This window comes from Mesorhizobium sp. WSM4840 (assembly GCF_055811755.1).
Genome location: NZ_JBVVQD010000001.1, coordinates 561,643 through 583,318 on the forward strand (window position 1 = coordinate 561,643; position 21,676 = coordinate 583,318).

General features: G+C 63.3%; 19 protein-coding genes and 1 tRNA gene. 9 read left to right on the top strand and 11 right to left on the bottom strand.

Annotated elements, in window-relative coordinates; all coding sequences use genetic code 11:
* The first annotated feature begins 76 nt into the window (after positions 1-76).
* A complete protein-coding gene (locus AC0L3I_RS02905; protein ID WP_473525907.1) occupies positions 77-871 on the top strand; it encodes a lytic murein transglycosylase in 795 nt (264 codons plus the stop codon).
* A gap of 222 nt (positions 872-1,093) precedes the next feature.
* On the opposite strand, the gene AC0L3I_RS02910 is transcribed toward AC0L3I_RS02905, so the two are convergent.
* Positions 1,094-2,023 (bottom strand): hypothetical protein, encoded by a 930-nt coding sequence (locus tag AC0L3I_RS02910; protein WP_473525908.1) that lies wholly within the window; start codon positions 2,021-2,023, stop codon positions 1,094-1,096.
* A gap of 60 nt (positions 2,024-2,083) precedes the next feature.
* Positions 2,084-2,689 carry a 3-isopropylmalate dehydratase small subunit gene (gene leuD, locus AC0L3I_RS02915; RefSeq protein WP_123148747.1) on the bottom strand — a complete coding sequence of 202 codons (606 nt, stop codon included), beginning with the start codon at positions 2,687-2,689 and terminating at the stop codon, positions 2,084-2,086.
* A 153-nt stretch (positions 2,690-2,842) separates the two neighbouring features.
* Here leuD and AC0L3I_RS02920 point away from each other — a divergent pair, with 153 nt between their 5' ends.
* Positions 2,843-3,268, top strand: a complete 426-nt coding sequence (locus tag AC0L3I_RS02920) for a GNAT family N-acetyltransferase (protein ID WP_473485984.1) — start codon at positions 2,843-2,845, stop codon at positions 3,266-3,268.
* Positions 3,269-3,373: 105 nt separating this feature from the next.
* Here AC0L3I_RS02920 and AC0L3I_RS02925 read toward each other — a convergent pair whose 3' ends face one another.
* The 4 genes from AC0L3I_RS02925 to AC0L3I_RS02940 form a co-directional block, all read right to left on the bottom strand.
* Positions 3,374-4,540, bottom strand: coding sequence for an NAD(P)/FAD-dependent oxidoreductase (locus AC0L3I_RS02925; protein ID WP_473525909.1), 1,167 nt, complete (start codon positions 4,538-4,540; stop codon positions 3,374-3,376).
* A 68-nt stretch (positions 4,541-4,608) separates the two neighbouring features.
* Positions 4,609-6,105 (bottom strand): ATP-binding protein, encoded by a 1,497-nt coding sequence (locus AC0L3I_RS02930; protein ID WP_473525996.1) that lies wholly within the window; start codon positions 6,103-6,105, stop codon positions 4,609-4,611.
* Between the two features lie 59 nt (positions 6,106-6,164).
* Positions 6,165-6,860 (bottom strand): response regulator, encoded by a 696-nt coding sequence (locus AC0L3I_RS02935; protein ID WP_473525910.1) that lies wholly within the window; start codon positions 6,858-6,860, stop codon positions 6,165-6,167.
* Between the two features lie 3 nt (positions 6,861-6,863).
* Positions 6,864-8,396, bottom strand: coding sequence for a DUF4153 domain-containing protein (locus tag AC0L3I_RS02940; protein ID WP_473525911.1), 1,533 nt, complete (start codon positions 8,394-8,396; stop codon positions 6,864-6,866).
* A gap of 581 nt (positions 8,397-8,977) precedes the next feature.
* Here AC0L3I_RS02940 and AC0L3I_RS02945 point away from each other — a divergent pair.
* Together AC0L3I_RS02945 and AC0L3I_RS02950 are read left to right on the top strand one after the other, a co-directional pair.
* A complete protein-coding gene (locus AC0L3I_RS02945) occupies positions 8,978-9,856 on the top strand; it encodes an HpcH/HpaI aldolase/citrate lyase family protein (protein WP_473525912.1) in 879 nt (292 codons plus the stop codon).
* Between the two features lie 26 nt (positions 9,857-9,882).
* Positions 9,883-10,089 carry a DUF1737 domain-containing protein gene (locus AC0L3I_RS02950; protein ID WP_473525913.1) on the top strand — a complete coding sequence of 69 codons (207 nt, stop codon included), beginning with the start codon at positions 9,883-9,885 and terminating at the stop codon, positions 10,087-10,089.
* A gap of 191 nt (positions 10,090-10,280) precedes the next feature.
* On the opposite strand, the gene AC0L3I_RS02955 is transcribed toward AC0L3I_RS02950, so the two are convergent.
* Entirely contained in the window at positions 10,281-10,703 is a 423-nt protein-coding gene (locus AC0L3I_RS02955; protein ID WP_095495668.1) for a metallopeptidase family protein, read from the bottom strand.
* Between the two features lie 186 nt (positions 10,704-10,889).
* Here AC0L3I_RS02955 and AC0L3I_RS02960 point away from each other — a divergent pair, with 186 nt between their 5' ends.
* Genes AC0L3I_RS02960 through AC0L3I_RS02970 form a run of 3 tightly spaced genes read left to right on the top strand, consistent with a single transcriptional unit; the run spans position 10,890 to position 16,700 of the window.
* Complete coding sequence (locus AC0L3I_RS02960) at positions 10,890-11,921, top strand: ImuA family protein (protein ID WP_473525914.1); 1,032 nt, start codon at positions 10,890-10,892, stop codon at positions 11,919-11,921.
* Positions 11,863-13,338: a DUF6504 family protein gene (locus AC0L3I_RS02965; RefSeq protein ID WP_473525915.1), complete on the top strand. Its 1,476-nt coding sequence runs from the start codon at positions 11,863-11,865 to the stop codon at positions 13,336-13,338. The genes AC0L3I_RS02960 and AC0L3I_RS02965 overlap by 59 nt, the downstream gene beginning before the upstream one ends.
* Complete coding sequence (locus tag AC0L3I_RS02970) at positions 13,335-16,700, top strand: error-prone DNA polymerase (protein WP_473525916.1); 3,366 nt, start codon at positions 13,335-13,337, stop codon at positions 16,698-16,700. Before AC0L3I_RS02965 ends, AC0L3I_RS02970 begins: the two co-directional genes overlap by 4 nt.
* Positions 16,701-16,712: 12 nt before the next feature.
* On the opposite strand, the gene AC0L3I_RS02975 is transcribed toward AC0L3I_RS02970, so the two are convergent.
* The 4 genes from AC0L3I_RS02975 to AC0L3I_RS02990 all read right to left on the bottom strand — a co-directional run bounded on the left by AC0L3I_RS02975 (position 16,713) and on the right by AC0L3I_RS02990 (position 19,584).
* Positions 16,713-16,952, bottom strand: a complete 240-nt coding sequence (locus AC0L3I_RS02975; protein WP_473485992.1) for a Trm112 family protein — start codon at positions 16,950-16,952, stop codon at positions 16,713-16,715.
* Between the two features lie 228 nt (positions 16,953-17,180).
* On the bottom strand, positions 17,181-17,852 hold the full coding sequence (locus AC0L3I_RS02980) for an LON peptidase substrate-binding domain-containing protein (protein ID WP_095495673.1): 672 nt from the start codon (positions 17,850-17,852) through the stop codon (positions 17,181-17,183).
* 154 nt (positions 17,853-18,006) lie between these two features.
* Positions 18,007-18,993: a thioredoxin gene (gene trxA / locus AC0L3I_RS02985; RefSeq protein ID WP_473525917.1), complete on the bottom strand. Its 987-nt coding sequence runs from the start codon at positions 18,991-18,993 to the stop codon at positions 18,007-18,009.
* Between the two features lie 93 nt (positions 18,994-19,086).
* Positions 19,087-19,584, bottom strand: coding sequence for a prolyl-tRNA synthetase associated domain-containing protein (locus AC0L3I_RS02990; RefSeq protein WP_473525918.1), 498 nt, complete (start codon positions 19,582-19,584; stop codon positions 19,087-19,089).
* Between the two features lie 229 nt (positions 19,585-19,813).
* Between AC0L3I_RS02990 and AC0L3I_RS02995 the strand changes: the two genes are divergently transcribed.
* Together AC0L3I_RS02995 and AC0L3I_RS03000 are read left to right on the top strand one after the other, a co-directional pair.
* Positions 19,814-19,888: transfer RNA gene (locus AC0L3I_RS02995), tRNA-Gly, on the top strand.
* 321 nt (positions 19,889-20,209) lie between these two features.
* Positions 20,210-21,670: an ATP-dependent nuclease gene (locus AC0L3I_RS03000; RefSeq protein WP_473525919.1), complete on the top strand. Its 1,461-nt coding sequence runs from the start codon at positions 20,210-20,212 to the stop codon at positions 21,668-21,670.
* The last annotated feature ends 6 nt before the right edge of the window (positions 21,671-21,676 follow it).

Here is a 21,676-nt window from a genome sequence, read left to right on the forward strand (position 1 = left end):
GCTCCAACGGTGACAAGCGGGCGTTTCGCTGGCAAATTCGTATTTGGGACAAGATCCAGGCAACCAGGAGAGAAACATGGCATTTTTTGCCAAGGGAAAGATTTTCGCGGCGGCAGCATTGATGATGCTTGCGGCGGCAACAGCGGCACAGGCCGCCCAGTGCGGCAATACTGGCGCGGGCTTCGAAGCGTGGAAGGCTGAGTTCGCCTCGGAGGCTAGAGCCAACGGTGTAGGCTCGAAGGGTCTGGCCGCACTGGCTAACGCGACCTACGCAAAAAGGACGATCGCCGCCGACCGCGCTATCCACAAGGCTTTCAGCGGCTCGGTGGAAGCTTTCATGAAGCGCCGTGGCGCATCCACCATCATTTCCAAGGGCCGTTCGCTGAAGAAGTCGAACGCGGCGCTGTTCGACAAGATCGAGGGAACCTACGGCGTGTCGCCGGGTGTGTTGCTCGCCATCTGGGGCATGGAGACCGGCTTCGGTTCCTCCATGGGCAACCAGAATACGGTCTCTGCCATTTTAACGCTTGCCTATGATTGCCGCCGACCGGAGTTCTTTTATCCGCATGCCATTGCAGCCCTGAAGCTGGTTGATCGCGGCGCGTTGAGCGCGTCGTCGGTCGGTGCCGCGCATGGCGAGATTGGCCACACGCAGTTCCTGCCCGGAAATGTTTTGAAGTATGGAGTCGGCAACAAAAATCTGCGCGACAAGAGCACTGCGTTGGCTTCCACCGCCAACTTCCTCAAGGGTCATGGTTGGCGGGCCGGCGGGAGCGCGCAGGCGAATATGGGCGCAATTGCTGGCTGGAATTCCGCGAGCGTCTATCAACAGGCCATCGCCCGCATGGCCACGGCGATCGATGGCGACTGATGGAAATCTCTATTCGACGGAAAACCCGGCCATGCGCCGGGCCTTTTTGTTGATGCTCTAATGCATGTCGCCCAAAAGTGCGCAGCGGTTTTGGGACAGCGAAATGCATAAAAACAAGAACTTAAAGCGCGTTGCGTGAATCCTTTCAGACGCAACGCGCTTTAGGGTTACGACTGCCGCCGCTCGGCCCCGCCTCGGGAACGAAGGCGCGAAGCAGAGAAGCTAATTCGGCGAGCCGAGCGCCTTGTCCATCGCTTCCCTGACCTCGGCGGGCCACGTGTTCACAGCTGGCCACGCGTCCGGCTCGGGCTTGTCGCCCCGGCGGGCGAAATAGAGCTTGTGGTTGGCCGGGTCGACCGCCATGAAGCCGTCATTGCCACCGCAATTGTGCGGCACGCAGCCGCTGGCATAGAAGGCGCCCGAGGCGGTTTTCTCGGTGCCGCCGCCGACCAGCAGGCTGGTCGCCATCTCGGGCATCTCCTTGCCGAGCAGCGTCTCGGCCAGCCTGTAGACGGCCTCGTTGTGGAAAGCGGCGACGATGTTGTCGTATTTCGACGGATCGACGTCTTTCCAGTCAGTGCCGGGCTCCGGCATATAGGTGAGATTGCCGGAAATCGTCAGCCCGTCCGTCGGCGACCATTGCAGCGCCGGCTTGGAAACGCCCGGCAGCAGATAGGGCACGAAATAGATGGCGCTGTCGGAGATCGCAGCCGGCGGTGCGCCGCATTCATCCTGCTCGACCGTGATGCTCTGGATGGTGCCGCCTTCTGGCTTCCAGACGATCACCGTGGCCGGGCCGCACTGGTTGCCGCCATCGCCGACATCGACCAGCGCGACGTTGACCCCGCCGACCTTGACGATCTTGTCGAAGGACACCTCGTAATTGCTGGCCAGCTGCTTGCCGTCATAGGCCAGCACCTTCTCGCCATACTCTTCCTGCTGGGTGATGGCCAGCTGCCCACTCTCGAACGGGACCGGTGCTTGGCTGTCATCGTCGGCTAGGGCCGCATTGCTCGACGCGCCCAGGTCGGCGGCCCGGCCGGACGCATTGTCAGCCGGCACGAGCACCATGTCGGTCTGTGCATGCGCGCCAGCCACCGGCATCAGAATCCACGCCAGCGCGCAGGCGCCGGCAAGAAGCGAACGTGTCATGACTGTCCCTCAGTTCAGCCGCCACGAACCCGGCCTGTCGCGGCCGGGTCATCGTACCGCTCAGGCCCAGGGGCGCTCAGCGGCGTTCTTCTTCTCGAACGAGGCGATAGCGTCGGCCTTCTCCATGGTCAGGCCGATATCGTCGAGCCCGTTGAGCAGGCAGTGCCGCTTGAAGTCGTCGAGGTCGAACTTGACCACGCCGCCGTCCGGTCCGCGGATTTCCTTGGCTTCGAGGTCGACCGACACCGTTGCGTTGGAACCGCGCGAGGCGTCGTCCATCAGCTTCTCCAGATCCTCGGGGCTGACGGTGATCGGCAGGATGCCGTTCTTGAAGCAGTTGTTGTAGAAAATGTCGGCGAACGAGGTCGAGATGACGCAACGGATGCCGAAATCGAGCAGCGCCCACGGCGCGTGCTCGCGCGAAGAGCCGCAGCCGAAATTGTCGCCGGCGACCAGGATCTGCGCCTTGCGATAGGCCGGCTTGTTGAGCACGAAGTCCGGATTTTCCGAACCGTCGTCCTTGTAGCGCATTTCGGCGAACAGCCCGCTGCCGAGCCCGGTGCGCTTGATCGTCTTGAGATAATCCTTGGGGATGATCATGTCGGTATCGACATTGACGATCGGCATCGGCGCGGCAACGCCGGTGAGCTTGGTGAATTTTTCCATGGTCTTTGCCCGTCTTCTTTTCGCTGCGGGGATGTGTTGGCGCCCGGTTTACACAAAGCTGCGGGCAAATAAAAGGCGGCTGTTTTGGGCTGGCCCTGGTCCTGGAGCACAGGCCGCTTCAAAGTTGCCCCCCTATGGTGCACCTTGGCCGGCATGACAACACGTCCCAAAGTCCTCTACGCCAGCGAACCGACCCTCGACGCAGCCGAGTTCCGCCGCGTGCTGGTGGAATCCGGCCTCGGTGTCACTCGGCCCATCGATGACGACGTTCGTCTGAAGGCGATGCTTGCCAATGCAGATCTGGTGTTGACGGCGCGCCTCGATGCGCCTGGCAAGCCGCTGATTGGCCTCGCCCGAGGCATCACCGACTTCTCGTGGGTATGCTATATTTCCGAGCTCGCCGTTTGCAAATCGGCGCAGGGGCTCGGCGTCGGCAAGGGCCTGCTTGACGAAGCGCGGCGGCAGCTCGGGCCGTCCGTCGCCATCTCACTGATTTCCGTGCCCGACGCCGTCGGCTTCTACGAACGGATCGGCATGGCGCGCATGGCCGACGCGTTCTGGTTCGGCCGCGAGCGCTGACGGCTCGCCTGTCGCGATCCTTCGCGCCCCCCTCTGTCCTGCCGGACAGAGGGGGCGCTGTCCCTCCAGCATCTAAAGGACCGTCGCGGCGCCAGCCCTTCTTGGCTAGATCACATTCAATTCCCTGAAAGCCCGCCCCTCGGCGACGCGCTCATACCCAAACGCCGAGCAGTCCACCGTGCGGTAGCCGCCATGCACGATCAGCTCGGCCAGCGCCTTGCCGACGGCCGGCGCCTGCTGCAGGCCGTGGCCGGAAAAACCGTTGGCGAAGAGAAAATTCTGCACCTGCGGATGCGGGCCGATCACCGCGTTCTGGTCTAGCGTGTTGTAGTCATAATGGCCGGCCCAGGCGCGCGTCGGCTTGATCGCCTCGAAGGCTGGAATGCGGGTCGCCATCACCGGCCAGATCACCTCTTCGAACAGCGGCCAGTCGGGCTCGAAATCGCTGGGATCGGCAGGGCCGTCACCCTCTTCCGGCTCGGCGCCGCCGGTGATGTAGACCGAGCCCTCCGGCCTGACATAGATGCCTGAGGGATCGACCAGCAGCGGCATGTCGTCATATTTCTCGCGCGCCTCGAAGATGAAGACATTGCGCTTGCGCGGCTCCACCGGCAGCACCAGTCCGGCCATTGCAGAAACCTTGCCGGCATTCGGCCCGGCGGCGTTGACGACGATGCCGGCCTCGAGCCGCTCGCCATTGTCGAGTCTGACGCTGGTGACGCGGTCGCCCTGCCGCTCGATACCGGTCACATCAGCGGTGACGAAATCGATCTTTTTCTCGCGCAGCGCCTTGCGGAACAGCATCAGCATGGCATGCGCGTCGAACCAGCCCTCGCCCGTGCGGCCGTAGGCGCCGGCGGTGATGCCCTCTGCCGACAGCCATGGAAACCGGCGGACGAGCGCCTCCGCATCCTCAAGCACGATATCGGCGCCCTCGGCCAACTGCGTCTCGTGGTTGGCCTTGAGGATCGGCAACCCGTTCTCGCCGGCAAGGATGAGATAGCCGCCTTCGCGAAAGCCGATATCGGCGTCGGCCCCGAATTCTTCCGTCAGTCGCCGGAACAGTTTCAACGTGAACTGTGACAGGCGGATGTTTTCGGGAATCGAAAACTGCTGGCGGATCGAAGCGCAGGACAGCGTCGTTGCCGCATGGGCGAATTGCGGGTCGCGCTCGACCAGCGCGATCGAGCCCGAAAAGCCTTCCTCGCGCAGATAATAGGCGATCGAGGAGCCGACGATGGCTCCACCGATGATGACGACGTCGTAGCGCACTTTTTCGATTCTCCAGTTCCAGAGTATGATGCCGAAAGCCGGCTTTCGGAAAGGATAAATGCTCCAATTCATGCAGCCGGCAGGATGATCTCGAAGCGCGTGCCGCGCTCGGAGTCAACCAGCCGGATCGTGCCATCATGCGCTTTCAGGAGGGCCAGCACGATGCCGAGGCCCATGCCGGTGCCGCCTGAATCGCGGCGCGTGGTGAAGAACGGCTCGAAGATCCGCCCCCGGTTGCTGGGCGAAATGCCGGCGCCGTCGTCGCTCACCAGGATCGTCGCCTTGCCGTCCGCGCTCGCCGCCGTGATCGAAACGAGCGTCGCGCCATGCCGCTCCGAATTGTCGATGAGATTGGCGAGCACGATCGCCGCGTTCTCGGCCGAGATGCGCAGGCGGATATCGCCGCCGGCCTCGACGCGGACCGCCAGCCTATCCTCGGCCGGCAGCAGTGCCAGCGCGGCGCCAACCGACGTGCTTTCGCCGCTGGGCGCAAGATTTTCGGCGCGCGCCAGGTCGAGCAGACGGCGTACCAGCAGATTAAGCCGCCCCGCGTCGGTGACGATGTTGTTCGAAAACCGCCGCCGCTCGGCCTCGTCCATTGCGCTACCCGAATCGCGCAGCAATTCGGCCGCACCCTGGATCGCCGTCAGCGGCGATTTGAGCTCGTGCGAGACATGGGTGGCGAAGGTCTGGATGCTGTCCGACCGCGCATGCAGCTTTTCGGCCATGTCGAGGAAGGCGTCGGAAAGCGCTGCCATCTCGCGCGTGCCGTGATGATCGAGCGGCCTGATGGCTTCGCGGTCGCCGGCGGCGATGCGCTTTGTCCGTTCCATCAGCGCGTAGATCGGCCGGCTGACGGTGCGCAGGAAGATCAGGCCGATGAGCAGCGTACCGCCGAGGACGGCGATCGCCGCCAGCACCACCTTGCCGCGCTCGCCATAGAGATGCTTGACGATGTTGTTCGGCGTTCGCGACAGATAGACCACGCCGGCGACCTTGCCGTCGACCGCGACCGGCATGGCGACGAAGACGCGGACTCTCGTGCCGCGGCTGACCGAATAGAGCGATGGTGACGGCTGGTTCGGAACCCTCTGCCGGAGCGCACTGGCATAGCGGCCGGCAAGTGCTGCGCGAACCTCGTCGACGGCGCCGAGCGACAGGCCGACCTCTTCGCGCCCGGCGATGACGACGCCTTTTGGGTCGAGCAGCCGGAAGCCGGCAAGCGTGGTTTTCTGCGTCTCGGCAAGAATGCCCGACAGGCGAGCGCCGATCGCCGTGAAGGCGGGATCGACGGTGGCGGCCGTCGCCGCAGGCCGTGTCGCCAGAACCCTGTCGGAGGCGAGATCGAGGCTTGGCTCGATCGGCCGGTAGGGAGGGTCCGGATTGTCTCTGTCGGCAGGCACGGCCGCGCCGAGCCTCTCGGCCGGGATGCCCGCGGCGCGGACGTCTTGCGCATAGATGGAGGCGAGGACGGCGCCCTGCGCGATCAGCTCGGCCTCGGTCTGGCGGATCAGCTGGTTCTCGTAGAGCCGGAAGAAGAACAGGCCGACCAGCGGCAGCGCCATCACCATGATCAGGATCGCAACAACGACCGTGGCGAGGCGCGGCCGCCATTTCTGCGCCGTCACGCGCCGCACCGGCCCAGCCGGAAGCCGACGCCATGTACGGTCTCGATCGCATCCGTGCAGCCGGCCGCCGCCAGCTTGGCGCGGATGTTGCGGATATGGCTGTCGACGGTGCGGTCGGCGACATGGATGTTGGCGGCATAGGCATTGGCCATCACTATGTCGCGGCCAAGCACATGCGCCGGGCGTGCCAGAAACCCTTTCAGGATGGCGAATTCGATCGAGGTCAGCAGCAGCGGCCTGCCGTCGAAGCTGGCGGCGTGGCTGGCCGGCAGCAAAGCCAGTCTGCCGTGCGAAAATTGCCTGTCGTCGGCCTGTTCGGCCTTTGTCGGGCGAGCGCGCCGCAGGATGACATTGACGCGGGCGACCAGTTCGCGCGGGCTGAAAGGCTTGGTGACATAGTCGTCGCCACCCATTTCGAGCCCAAGGATGCGGTCGATTTCTTCATCACGCGCGGAAAGGAACAGCACCGGCACATCGGATATGTGCCGCAGCCGCCGGCAGACCTCCAGCCCGTCCATCTCCGGCATGCCGATGTCGAGCACGACAAGATCGGGCGCGCGGCGTTCGATCGCCTGCAATGCGCCGGCGCCGTCGGCTACTGCAACCGTTTTCATGCCGGCCTTTTCGAGCGCGAAGCAGATGATTTCGCGGATGTGCGGATCGTCGTCGGCGACTAGGATGTTATGCGGCATCAATCAGCGACCCGGCGCGTGAGATTCGTATCCGTCAGGAACCACGAGCGACCCTCTCCTGTCGAGGTAGCGCAGAAGCCGCCAGTCGCGAAAGCTCCACGCGCGCCAGTTTCTTTGCTCGGCGCGGTAGTGGGCTTCGGTCACGGCGTCGGCTGGGTCTCGGAGATCGGTGAGGAATGTCTTCTTTTGTTGGTCGAAGAAGCGGTCGAGGGCGGGCAGCGCGTCGGGGCCGAGCGAGCGGGCATAACGTATATCGAGGCGGGTGCCGGGACCTCTCATCTCGTACGAACGGTCGACATTGTAGTTGGCGATCAGTGCGGCAAAGTTAATGAACGAGCAGGCATAAAGCGTCGCCGATAGCGTCAGAAGATTGGCGGAAAGCAGCCATTCATTGGATTTTCCGAGCGCGATGCGGGCGATGATCAGGGCGAGGCCCGCCGCCACCAGCCCCATCCAGACAAAGGCGGCGACGCGCCAGTAGGTCAGCGCATAGATGCCGATATAGAGGTCGAGCCGCAGGATTGAGGAGACGACCAGAACGATGTTCTGCGCCACCCAGACATAGACCAGCCGGCGGATGAACGGATCGCCGGAGGTCGTGCTGCCCGGCCGCAACGCCGCCAGCACGAAACCCGCGGCCAGCAGGGCGGTGACGATCAAGGGATAGGCGCCGCGATGCGCATAGGCGGCATAGGTCAGCCCGTCGGGAAGGGCGATGCCGCCCCACAGATAGGTGGCGTCGAGTGCGGTCTGCACCGCGAACAGGATGTTGAAGACGACCAGCGCACGAAGAATGGCGGCCTTGCCGAAGACGATGTCCTCGACCGGCTTGGCGGCGGCTCTTGTGGTCGTCACCCCGAGGGGGATAGGCAACGCAAGATGCGCAATGCGGCGCAAAAGGCGCGGCAGCCGCGGGCGCAGAAAGACCCAGACGCCGGCAAGCGCGAACAGCCAGAAGGCCAGCCGCGGCAGCTCGATGAAGTCGAGCAGTGCGAGGAGATCGATCAGCGACAACCAGTATTCGATGACCGGATTGGCGGCGCCGAACAGCGCGAGAAACACTGCGCCCAGGGTCAGCGGCATGATCCAGACGGCGATCGCCGCCAGGTGGATACGCCGCCGACCGAACCGCCGTGCCGCCTTGCGCCAGCGGAAGAAATCGTGGACGAACCGGAAGGGTGCCGCGAGCAGGAACAGCGCGACCTGGCCGGCAATGCGGGCAGCGCCGCGCCACAGCCGGCCGACCAGCCAAAGCGCAAAGACGGCCGTCGCCACCAGCCCGATTGCGACCGACAGCGCACTGACATTTTCGATAAGCGGCAGCAGCCCGACAAGCAAGGCAGCGGACCACAGGCCGCGGGCGCTGAGCGCCGACGGCTGGATGGCCGCTGCGGCGGCGGCAAGCGTGATGCCGAACAGGAAAAACGTGATGCCGACGGGCTGCCCATAGAAGAAGAAATCCGCCAGCGCGGCAAGCAGGACGGCAACGCCGAGTCGCGCGCAATAGCTCGGCGCGGCCGTAAGCAACGATGTCATGATCGGATTTTCTCAGCGGCTTTGATCCGGCCGGGGGGGCGGAGATTTGCGGATGAAGGGGAAGAGGGTCGCCGAACCGTCCGGCCGGGGTGGATCGACCAGCCACCAACCGTCATTGCGGAGGCGGTACGGCAGGGACCAACGGGGCTTTTCTCGCTCTTGCATGCGGCGTATGTCGCCGATCGAAATGCAGGCGGCGGGGCGGATCTGAGGAGAATTTCCGCAATCTCGTGCAGTTTTTGTGCAGGGTCAGGCAATCACTTCAGGTTTGAATCCGCCCCGTCACCCTTTCCGGGCGCTTGCGCTGCCCCTCACCTGCCTGCCGGCACCCCTCTCCCCGTGTAGTGACGGGGAGAGGGGTGCTCTCATCGCCGGTTTCGCCAATCACCAGCTTTGCAAGAATGGCGCCGAGGCTGCGCCAGCCCCTTCTCCCCGTCACTATACGGGGAGAAGTGCCCGGCAGGGCGATGAGGGGCGGCGCCAACTTCGACGATTGGCTCATATCCAATACAAGCTATGACTGTCCGAAGCGATTGCCCTGCGTGCTTGCCTCGACCGGCCGCAGGCGGCATAGATCTGAGATGACTGAAACCTATCGCCCGCGCCGCTCGGTGCTTTACGTCCCGGCCTCGAACGACAAGGCTCTGGCCAAGATCTCGTCGCTGGCCTGCGATGCCGTCATCATCGATCTCGAAGATGCCGTCGCCCCGGCCGACAAGGTCTCCGCGCGGGAAAAACTGGCCGGCATCTTCGCCAGTCGCCCCGGCCGGCGCTGCGAGATGGCCGTGCGCATCAACCCGCTCTCCAGCGAATGGGGCGCCGACGATTTGCTGGCTGCGGCACGCTGCGAGCCCGACGCCATCCTGCTGCCCAAGGTCGACACGCCGCGCGATGTTTTGGAAGCCGGCGACGTGCTCGATGACAATTTTTCACCCGACGAGGTGAAACTATGGGCGATGATCGAAACGCCCAAGGCTCTGCTCAACATCGGACCGATCGCCGAGCTTGGCCGCGATTCGGCCTCGCGGCTGGTTTGTTTCGTTGCCGGAACGAACGATCTGGTCAAGGAGACCGGCATTCTCGCCACGCCCGACCGGCGCTACCTCACACCGTGGCTGATGCAGATGGTGCTCGCCGCGCGCGCCGGCGGCCTCGACCTGCTCGATGGTGTCTTCAACGATTTTCGCGATCTGGACGCTTTTGCGCGCGAATGCGGGGAAGCGGCCGCCATGGGGTTCGACGGCAAGTCGCTGATCCACCCAGCCCAGATCGATGCCGCAAACCGGGCCTTTGCGCCATCTGCCGAAGCGGTGGCCGAGGCACGCTCGGTGAAGGATACCTTCGCGCTTGCCGAAAATGCCGGCAGGCAAGTCATTGCGCTGAATGGAAAAATGGTCGAACGGCTGCATCTGGCGCAGGCCGAAAAACTGCTGGCGAAGGCGGCCGCCATCGGGGCATGATTGGCAACTCACGACAGGAATGAAAAATGAAACTCTACCGCTTTCTGTCCGGTCCGGACGATTCCAGCTTCTGCCACAAGGTGACGGCAGCGCTCAACAAGGGCTGGCACCTGTTCGGCTCGCCGACCTATTCCTACGACATGGAGGCCAAGGCCATGCGCTGCGGCCAGGCCGTGGTAAAGGATATCGAGGGTCAGGAATACGGGGCCAACACCAAGCTCAGCGACTGGTAGATTTTGCAAAGCTCCGACGCAGGGTGTGTTGAGATTCAGGTCAGGCCGCGCCGGAGTCGAAGACGGGCGCGAAGCGACCAGACTGGGTGGTTTCCCGAGAACCGGAGCGGAGCGTACTTTTGGGTACGTGAGCACCGGAAGCGCAGGGAACTGCCGTTCGCAGGCCGGCATCACCTGAATATCAACACAGCCTACTCCGCCGCCTCTTCGATCCGCTCCATATCGTCGTCCGACAGGCCGAAATGATGGCCGATCTCGTGGATCAGCACATGGGTGACGATGTCGCCCAGCGTCTCTTCGTTCTCGGCCCAGTAATCGAGGATGGCGCGGCGGTAGAGCGTGACGCGGTTCGGCCCCTCGCCGGTCTGCGGATTCCAGCGCTCGGCAATGCCGCGCCCCTCGAATAGGCCGAGCAGGTCGAAAGGCGTTTCCAGCGACAGATCGTCCATGATCTCGTCGGTCGGAAATTCGGCGATCTGGATGACGATCTCGCCGGTCAGCTTGCGAAACTCCTCCGGCAGATGGGCGTAAGCCTCCAGCGCCAGGAACTCCATTTCCTCCATCGACGGCGAAAGCTGGTCGTGCCAGGTGCGGGTCTTGTAGATGCGGGCCATGCTTTGTCCTTCTGATCCCGGCATATAGGCTTTCGAGCCGGGCTCGGCAAATGGGCGGGTTGCCGCCTACGCGAGGACAGGAATAAATTCCCCATGACTCCGCCCATGACTCCGCTTGACTCTTCGGCCGCCCTCTGGAATCCTAGAGAACATAACAGGAACAATTGTGAGTGGAAGCTGACCGTCATGGCGACAAGCGCCGTGGCGCGGGAGACTGTTTTTGCCCTGCGCCGCCAGATCGCGAAGATCGAGGGAACGCTGCCCGAGCGCCTGGAGGCGCCGGCCGGCGCTCCCGTTGATGCGCCCCGGAATCCAACAGCTGATGTCACGCCCCACGATCTGACAATCGTCCGCCGCGGCCTCGCCGTGGCGCCGCCCGATGCGTTTCTGCGCACCGGCGCCGAAGCTCTCGATACTGCGCTCGGCGGCGGCCTGCCGAAGGCGGCGCTGAGCGAGATCCATGGCGCCGCGACCCGCGATGCCGGGGCCGTCGCCGGCTTCGCCCTGTCGCTCGTCAGCCTGATCCTCAAACAGGAGCCGCGACTGCCGGTCCTGTGGATCGGCACCGCGGAAATCTTCCGGGAGGCCGGCTTTCCCTATGCCAGGGGGCTTCACGCCCTTTTCGGCATCGAGCCGGAGCAATTGCTGTTTTCCGAGGCGCCAAGGCTCCTCGATGCGCTGTGGACCGCCGAGGAGGCCGCCCGGATGACAGCGCTCGCCGCCGTCATCCTCGAAATCCGCGGCAGTCCGCAGCGGCTGGACCTCACCGCGACGCGGCGGCTGCACGCCCGGGCACAGAATGCCGGCCGGCCGGTGTTCCTGCTGCGCCAGGCCGGCGAATCCGAGCCGACGGCGGCACCCGTCCGCCTCGTCCTGTCGGCGGCGCCGTCGGCACCCCGCGAGACGATCGCCGGGCCGCTCGCCGGCTCGATCGGCCGCCCCGCCTTCACCGTCAGCATCGGCAAGAGCCGCACGGCCTTGCCAGGACAATTCACACTGGAGTGGAACCCCGATGAACGCAGTTTCGAGGAAAGAAGGACCGGGGAAGAACGGTCAGCGAATCCTGTCCCTGTGGTTTCCGCATCTCGCCGCGGAAAGGATCCTGCGCCAGCGTCTGGGGCGGTCCTGGCGTTCCCGGCCGTCGGATCACCTGCCCCTGGTGATCAGCCATCGCCAGGGGAACGCGCAGCGCATCGCCGCCCTCGACGAGCGGGCTGAGGCGCTTCACCTGAAGCGCGGCATGGGCATAGCCGACGCGCGCGCCATGCATCCCTCGATCGACGTGGTGGAAGCCGATCCCGAGGCCGACCGCCGCCTGCTCGAAAGCCTTGCCGACTGGTGCGACCGCTACACCCCGCTGGTGGCGCTCGACGCAGCCGACGGCCTGTTCCTCGACGTCACCGGCTGCACCCATCTTTTCGGCGGCGAACGGTCGATGCTGGACGACATCCTGTCGCGCTTTTTCCATCAGGGTTTCGATGTCCGCGCCGGCCTTGCCGCCACACCTGGTGCAGCCTGGGCGGCGGCGCGGTTTGCCAGTGACCGCATCGTCCCCGGTGGCGAGGAGGAAGCGCTCCTCGCACCCTTGCCGCTGGCGGCGCTGCGCATCGAGCCTGATATCCGCGCCAGCCTGGAAAGCGTCGGCCTGCGCACGGCGGGCGCCGTCATGGCAGCACCGCGCGCGCCGCTCGCCCGCCGCTTCGGTGTCTCGCTGCTTTTGCGCCTCGACCAGGCGCTCGGCCGCCTCGACGAGGCGGTGTCGCCGCGCCTGCCGGTGGCGCCGCTTTCGGTCGAACGCCATCTCGCAGAACCCATCATGCTGACCGACGAAATAGAGCGGCTGGTGAAAATGCTGGCGACGACATTGAAGGCGGACCTCGAGCGCCGCGGCGAGGGCGCAAGAAGGCTGGCGCTGCTGCTCTTCCGCGTCGACGGCGCCGTCAGCCGCATCGCCGTCGGCACCTCGCGGCCGTTGCGCGAGCCGCTGCTGATCCAGAAATTGTTTCACGAAAGGCTTGCCGCGCTCGAACAGGACATCGATGCCGGCTATGGCTTCGATCTCGTGCGCCTCTCGGTCCTGTCGGCCGCGGCCTTCGACATGCAGCAGGCCGACTTGACCGGAGAGACGAGCGATGACGGCGCCGACATCGCCCTTTTCGCCGACCGCATCCGCGCCCGGCTCGGCGACAGCGCGGTTTTGAAACCGGTCGCCGTCGAGAGTCATCTGCCGGAGCGCGCCGTCGCCATGCTTCCCTATGCGGAGGCGCCGCAAAGGGTCTCTCCGCCGAAGAAGCCGGGCAAGATACAAGACACTTCCTCCAAGCCTGTCTTTCGGCCGGAACGGCCGATCCGGCTGTTCCGTTCGCCCGAACCGATCGAGGTGCCGGCCACCGAAATGCCTGAGGGACCGCCGATGAATTTCCGCTGGCGGCGCGCGCTGTACCGGGTCGCGCGCGCCGAAGGGCCGGAACGCATCGCCCCGGAATGGTGGCGGGAGGCAGCGGGGCAGGAAGCGATCCGGGATTATTTCCGCATCGAGGATAGCGACGGCCGCCGTTACTGGCTCTACCGCCAGGGTCTCTACGGCGCCTCGCACGCCACGCCGCGCTGGTTCATGCATGGGGTCTTCGCATGAACGCGCTGACGGTCATTCCCTATGCCGAATTCGGCATCCAGTCGAATTTCTCGTTCCTGCGCGGCGCCTCGAAGCCGGAGGAACTGGTGGTCGCGGCAAAGTTTCTGGGCTTTTCGTCGATCGGGCTTGCCGACCGCAATACGGTGGCCGGCGTCGTGCGCGCCTGGCAGCAGGCCAAGGTGGAAGGTCTTTCCTATCATCCCGGCTGCCGCCTGGTTTTTTGCGACGGCACGCCCGACGTTCTCGCCTATCCGCAGGACCGCAAGGGCTGGGGCCATCTGTGCCGCATGCTGACGCAAGCCAATATGCGCGACGAAAGCGAAAAGGGCGCACCGCTTCTCTATCGCAACGACCTTTTCGAATGGGGCGATCTCATGTCCCTGGCAGTCCTGCCGGATCTGTCGGCGGGCGCCAATAATGACCTCACTTTGCTTAGCCGGCTTAAAGATCGCTTCGGCAAGGCTTTGCGGCTTGCCGTTTCGCCGGATTATCATGGCCACGACCGCTTCCGGATCGAGCAGGCGGCTGCCATGGCTGAGCTATCTGGTATTCCGCTGATGGCGACCAATGACGTTCTCTACCATACGTCCGAACGGCGCCGGTTGCAGGACGTGCTGACGGCGATCCGCCTCAACGTACCTGTTGCCGAAGCGGGTCTGGAACTGGCGGCCAATGCCGAGCGCCATTTGAAGCCGCCAATGGAGATGGCACGGCTTTTCCGCAGGCATCCGCAGGCACTGGCGGAAACGCTGCGCTTTGCCGGAGAATTGAGCTTCTCTCTCAGTGACCTCCAATACAACTATCCCGACGAACCGACGGAATCCGGCCTCGGGCCACAGGCCGAACTGGAACGGCTGGCTCGAGAGGGAGCGGCGATACGATATCCCTCAGGCGTTCCCGCCGATGTGACGAAGCGCATCCGAGAGGAGCTCGCTTTGATCGAGCGCCTGAACTACGCGCGCTATTTCCTGACTGTCTACGACATCGTCAAATTTGCCCGCAGCCAGGGCATACTTTGCCAGGGACGCGGCTCCGCGGCCAACTCGGTGGTCTGCTATTGCATCGGCATCACCGAAGTGGGGCCTGAGCGGATCGATTCGCTTTTCGAGCGCTTCATTTCCGAGGAAAGAAACGAGCCACCCGACATCGATGTCGATTTCGAGCATGAAAAGCGCGAAGAGGTCATCCAGTACATCTACTCGAAATACAGCGCCAAGCGTACCGCGCTTGCCGCGGCCGTCGTCAGCTACCGGGGCCGGTCGGCGATGCGCGAAGTGGCCAAGGCGATGGGCCTGTCGGACGATGTCAGGAGTGCGCTGTCCAGCTCGATCTGGGGTTGGTCGACCTCGGAGCTCGGCGAAAAGGAAACCAGGGCCGGCGGCCTCGATCAGACCGATCCAGTGACAAGGCAGGTTATCGAATGCGCCAACGAGATCATGGGCTTTCCCCGTCATCTGTCGCAGCATGTCGGCGGCTTCGTCATCACCAGGGATCGGCTCGACGAGATCGTGCCCATCATCAAGACGGCGATGGACGAGCGCAAGATGGTCGAGTGGGACAAGGACGATCTCGACGCGGTGAAAATCCTCAAGGTCGACGTGTTGGCCCTCGGCATGCTGACCTGCCTGCAGCGCGCCTTCACCCTGCTCCAGGATCATTATCCCGATGCGCGGGATGACTATGGCCAGCCCTATGTGCTGGCCACCCTCCCAGCCGAGGACAAACATGTCTACGACATGATCTGCCGCGCCGACACGATCGGCGTCTTCCAGATCGAATCCCGCGCCCAGATGTCGATGCTGCCGCGCCTCAGGCCACGCACCTTTTATGACCTCGTCATCGAGGTGGCGATCGTGCGGCCGGGCCCAATCCAGGGCGACATGGTCCACCCCTATCTGCGCCGCCGGCAAGGCAAGGAAAAGCCCGAATATCCCAAGCCGGAGCTGGAAGAGATACTCGGCAGGACGCTGGGCGTGCCGCTGTTCCAGGAACAGGCGATGAAGATCGCCATCGTCGCCGGCGGCTTCAGGCCGGGCGAGGCCGATGAACTGCGCCGCGCCATGGCCACTTTCAAGCGCACCGGCACGATCGGCAATTATCACAAGCGGATGGTCGACGGCATGGTTTTGCGGGGTTACGAAAAGGACTTCGCCGAGCGCTGCTTCAAGCAGATCGAGGGGTTCGGCGAATACGGCTTTCCCGAAAGCCATGCCGCCTCCTTCGCCCTGCTGGTCTATGCCTCCTGCTGGTTCAAGACCTTCTATCCCGACGTGTTCTGCGCCGCGATCCTGAATTCCCAGCCGATGGGATTCTATCAGCCGGCTCAGCTTGTCCGCGACGCGCGCGACCACGGCGTCGAAATCCGCGAGGTTGACGTCAATTTTTCCGGTTGGGACTGCGCATTGGAGGAAGCGCCTTTCGACCCGGCCCGCGTCCTCGACCGCCATGCCCAGATGCGCGGCGTCATCCGGACCAATCATGCCGTCCGGCTGGGTTTCCGCCAGGTCAAGGGCCTGTCGAAGGAGCGCATGGAGGTGTTTGTCGCCAGACGCGGCGACGGCTACGCAACCGTTCGCGATGTCTGGTTTCGCTCAGGCCTCTATGTCGACGAGATCGAGAAGCTGGCGCAAGCCGACGCTTTCCGTTCGCTCGGCCTCGACCGCCGCGACGCCCTATGGGCGGTCCGCGCGCTCGACGGCAGGAGTGCCGCCGAGACCCTGCCGCTGTTCGACCAGCCGGGGATCCGCTTGCGCGATCTCGAGCCCGAGACCAGGCTGCCGACAATGCCGCTCGGCGAGCATGTCATCCACGACTACCGTTCGCTCGGCCTGTCGCTGAAGGCGCATCCGTTGGCCTTTCTGCGCCAGCGGCTGGACCGTTCCGGCGTCACGCCCAATGCGCGCCTCGGCCAGGTTCGGGACGGCAAGCGCGTTTCGGTCGCCGGCCTTGTTTTGGTGCGGCAGCGACCGGGTAACGCCAAAGCGATTTTCCTGACGCTGGAAGACGAGCAGGCCGTCGCCAACGTCATTTTCTGGGAAAGAACCTTCAACCGCTACCGGCCCATTGTCATGGGCGCGCGGCTGGTCCGTGTCACCGGCAAACTGCAGTCGGAATCGGACGTCATCCATATCGTTGCCGAGAAGGTCGAGGATCTGACGCCCTGGCTGTCCGTGCTTTTGGAGGAGGCCGGTACCGGCCAGCCTGTCAATGAGCGTCCGGCCAGTGGGCGCATGGAGAATGACAACCGCGAAGAGGGCGCTGCAGACGCACGTTCTCCACAAGCCGCGCCGGTCCAGCGGGATCTCGCGGCGCTGTCGGGAAAGGCGGAGAAGGTGCTGCCCAAGGGGCGCAATTTTCAATAGGCCTTACACCGTTCAGGACGGTCCGCCCAGGCGCGGCGGGGGCAATCCTTCCTCGAAGGGGATCGCGCGCGCCTCCGAAGGCAGCATGATCGGGATGCCGTCACGCACCGGATAGGCAAGCCGTGCGACCCTCGAGATGAGCTCGTTGCGCTCCGGATCCCAGGTAAGCGGGCCCTTGGTCAGCGGGCAGGCCAGCAATTCCAGCAGTTTCGGGTCGACATTGGCCTTCGTTCCGTCACGACCATCCACCATTTTGGTCTGTCCTTCTTTGGGGCAATCACTTCAGCTTTCGCGTTCGCCCTCAGTCTTCGGGCGTTGACGCTGCCATCAGCGGTTTCGCCAATCACCAGCGTTGCAGGACGGGTGCCGAGCCCCGCCATCCTTCTCCCCGTCACTATACGGGGAGAAGGTCCCGGCAGGGGGATGAGGTGCGGCGCCGACTTCCGCAATTGGGCTAATCCCTGCGTCCTTCTACCTTGCCTATTGCAGACTCGACCCGAAATCCTCGTTTTCGCGTGCCAGCGCCATTTCGGTGATGGCGATCAGCGTTTCGGCGCGCGTCTTCAAATCCGCCGCTTCGAGCAGCGCCTGTTTCTCGGCCGGCCCGTAGGGAGCCATCATCGATAGCGCATTGACCAGCATGGCATTTTCGGCGCGGCTGACGCTTTCCCAGTCGGCTTCAAGGTCGTTGGCCTGCAAATAGGCGCGAAATGCCTTGAGCAGCGCCGGCCGGTCGATCCCGGCCTCTGCCTGATCTTCGTCGAGATCGGTGAGAAAGGGCGCAAACCGGCACTGGCGGAAGGGCGTCTTGACCGCCAGTTCCTGCACGATGCGGAACCGGCACACACCTTGCAGCGAAATCAGGTAACGGCCGTCGCCGCTCTCGGAAAGGGCGATAATGCGTCCGGCGCAGCCGACATTGCAAAGCTCCGGCTCGCCGTCGGCACGCCGCGCGCCGTCGAGGCTGGGCTGTATGACGCCGATCAGCCGCGATCCGGCGATCGCCTCATCCACCATCTCAAGATAGCGCGGCTCAAAAATGTTGAGCGGCATGCGGCCACCCGGCAGCAGCAATGCGCCTTCAAGCGGGAAGATCGGCACCGTCGACGGCAAATCCGTATCGAGCCGGTAATGCGCGTTTCCCGCCTGCACTTCGAACCTCCGCTCGCTTCCTCAAGAAGCGCATCAAATCCCGATCCTCCCCGATCGGCACAAGCGAGAGAACCGACGGCCTGATCTCTCGCCCTAATCTGGCGCAGCCGCCGCCGACCGCAAGGCCATCAAGCAAAAACAGCTTGATGCGCGCTCAGGAAAACAGCAGCGACGACAATTTGCGCCGCGCCGCCAACGTTGCTTCGTCGGTCATGCCCCATGCCTCGAAGAACTGCAGCAATTGCGTCTTGGCGCCGTCGTCGTTCCACGAGCGATCGGCTTTGACGATCGCCAGCAAATTGTCGGCAGCGGCCATGCGCTCGCCGTTGGCGTTCTGGATCATGGCAAGATCGAACCGTGCTTGGTGGTCCCCGGGGTTCTCAGCCAGGCGCCGCTCGAGCTCGGCCGGATTGCCAAGTGCTTGTGCCTGCGCGGCAAGCGCCATCTTGGCGCGCAGCGCGGCGAGCGGCGGCGCATCCTTTTTTGCTTCCGGCGCCCGCGCCAGCACGGCTTCGGCGCCCTCGGCATCGCCGGCCTCGAACAGCAGATCGCCCAGCCCGGCAATGGCCTCGATTGTCTCCGGCGCCTGTTCCAGGATCGCGTCGTAGATGTCCGCCGCGGTCTGCACATCGCCGGCGGCGCGCGCCTCTGCGGCCGCGGCAAGTGCCTCGGCCACCTGCGGCGCACCGTTGTTCTTGCCGCCGACCTTCTGGATGAACGCGGCGATCTGGCTCTCGGGAATGGCGCCCATGAAGCCGTCGACCGGCTGGCCGTCCTTGAAGGCGATGACTGCCGGTATCGACTGGATGCCGAGCTGTCCGGCGATCGAAGGATGGTCGTCGATGTTCATCTTGACCAGCTTGACCTTGCCGCCGGCGGCCGTGACCGCCTTTTCCAGCAGCGGCGTCAGTTGCTTGCAGGGTCCGCACCATGGCGCCCAGAAATCGACCAGCACCGGCTGACGGCGCGATTCCTGGATGACGTCGGCGGCAAATGTGGCGGTCGTTGTATCCTTGATGACGTCGACGGCGACAGGCGGCTCGCCAAGCGCGACTTTCGCGGGGGTGGCGTCAGTGCCGCCATACTGCACCGACGTGGCATACTGTCCGCCACTGCTACCAAATGGATTGTTGTCGCTCATCTCGTCATCCTTTCGGTCGCGCCGCCGGCCACCGACCCGGCGCAACGTCCTTATCCCCAGTCGGAAGTCGGTTTATCGTCATCCATGTGGCGATCATGCTGTGACTTTCAAGGTAACAGCATCATGCCCGGTTGCCTCGACGAATTTGACGAGGTCGGCGGCGGCGATCGATGTCGTTGCCTCATTGGTCAGCGGATGGGCATTGATGACCGAATGGCTCATCAACTCCTGGTCGAGAACGACCTTGACCCGCAACTCCGTATCGTTGATCAAGCCGAACACCGTGACCGCCCCCGGAACGACGCCGAGAAGCTCCATCAGCATCTCCGGCTTGCCGAAGGACACGCGCCCGGCGGCGCCGATGACATTGTGGATCTGCTTGAGATCGACCACCGCCTCCTCGCCGACGCTGACCAGGAAGAAATTGTCTTTCTTGTCCTTGAGGAAAAGATTCTTGGTGTGCCCGCCGGCAATTTCTCCACGCAGCGCCTGCGAATCGGCGACCGTGAACAGCGGCGGATGACGCAAGGTCGAGACCTCGATCCCGAGATCGGCGAGAAAGGCGAAAAGCTCGGCTTCGGTTTTCGGCATATTGTTTCTTGTGGGACTTCTTGTTGTCGCGGTTTGGATCATGCCGTTTACGGCCAATGACGCGGCCGAGACAAGGCCGTTGCGCAGCAAGGCTGCCGATTGCGTTCCTATCCGCGCTAGGGAAGGCTCGTTTACGTCGCCGGTGCGGCCAAAAAACCTGCGATTTCCCTGTTGCAATCGCCGCGCCCTTCAGCCATATAGGCGCGGCTTGCGGCCCAAAGCCGCGCGAGCGGGTGTAGCTCAGGGGTAGAGCACAACCTTGCCAAGGTTGGGGTCGAGCGTTCGAATCGCTTCACCCGCTCCAGTTTCCCAAGGGGGAAACAAGCATCGAAACGCCGCGGTTCGCCGCGGCTTTTTCGTTTTTGGGCGGTTGAAATCGCGGCTACTCCAAGTCTCCGAAAAGGCCGTGGTCACCGCGCGGTTACCAGTTCCCGAACTCGACGCAGCGTGAAGTCGTGGTGTCGCTGAAGTGCTCGGCAGGGTAGCGGAGTCCGCAAGGGGTGGAGTAGACTCAAGACGGACTCTCTCAACTCGCTGCCTAATGTCGGTAAACGCCGTCGCTGCAGCTCATTGACCCCTTAGCTTCCCGCTGCCAACTATGAAACGTGGGTTGATGGAGGGGGCAGTGAAGATCAAAAGCGTTAGTGTCGCGAATTTCCGCGGCATCAAGAAGCTCGAAGCGGCCGTCGAGTTAGGCGACCTAAATTTTCTCATCGGGGATAACGGAACTGGCAAAACTTCGCTTCTGGAGGCGGTGAACTTCTGTCTGTCGTCCGGTTACGTGGCGTCTCGTCTAGACGTTAACGACTTCTATGAGGGTGGGGATGAGCCAATCGAGATTCTCATCGAGTTTCAAAGCCCGCTCACGGCGAAAGTTCCTGACGGCTTCACGTCACAAGATATCGCGTGCGACCAGTTGGCCTTGAAGGCCAAGAAGCGAGACAGGGCTGCTCCTGGCAAAGCATTCTCGGACTTGGTTACCACCTCTCATCACCTCGTGCCCGTTGAACCGCGAGGCGAAAAAGGCTGGTCAAAGGCTCGCAAGAACGGAACTCCTTTCAATTTCGACGAACGCCAGTTGTCACCAGGCAATGTCGAAGTTGATCTTCCGCGGGTATTCTACTTTTCAAGGACCCGAATCCGCCAACTCTCGAAGGGGTTCAATTCCTCGCTGTCGAGCATCATTGACGACCTAAACTGGCGCTTTGACAGAGCGCAGAGGAAGCGGGAAGATACTGAACACTTTAAGCACCACCGCAAGGCCCTTCACGATAAGGTTCTTGCCGAGACCGATGGCGACACGCTCAAGAAGACAGTCGAGGCCGCAAACGCGATCCTAGCTAAGCTCGGAATTCCCTTAGTTGAGGTTAGCCTCCTCAAGACCCTTAATCCATATGATAATGCCGAGGTCGTTTTCCCATACGACGGCTTTGAGCTTCCAGTTGAGCACGGCGGGTCCGGCATTGAGATGCTTGTGTCCCTTGCTTTGCTCGAGGCAATGGCGACGCTCTCAAAGGAAAAGCTGGTGATCCTTATCGATGAGCCCGAGCTCCATCTTCATCCGAAGTTGCAGGCGAAGCTGGTAGCACACCTAACTGAACTTAGCGGCGACGTCCAAATAGTCGCTTCGACGCACTCGCCACTGCTTTTCAAGAATGCGTTCAAAAATCCGGCCGCGAAGCTTCAGGTCACCAAACGGAAGCAAGGTGCGATCGCGGTGGAGGATGCCCATCGTCTCGGCTTTGGTCACCTCGGATGGAGCCCATCTTGGGGAGAGATTTGCTACCTTGCCTACGACTTGCCTACTGTTGAGTTCCATGACGACCTCTACTGCTCGCTAGAAGACAGGTTCAGGTCCAGCCCGGTCAAGAGAACGTCGCAAGCCGATTTCGACCAATGGCTGGTGGATCAGGGACACCCGAAAGAAGTCCGTTGGGTGGATACCAATGGCGCGCAGAGAGAGGAGACATTGATGACGTACATACGAAACCGCATCCATCACCCGGAAAATCTGCACCGACCAGAGCACTCAGAGGCGGAGCTGGCGGAGTCAATTAAGCGCATGTGCGAACTCGTCCGGCCTTAAGCAGCA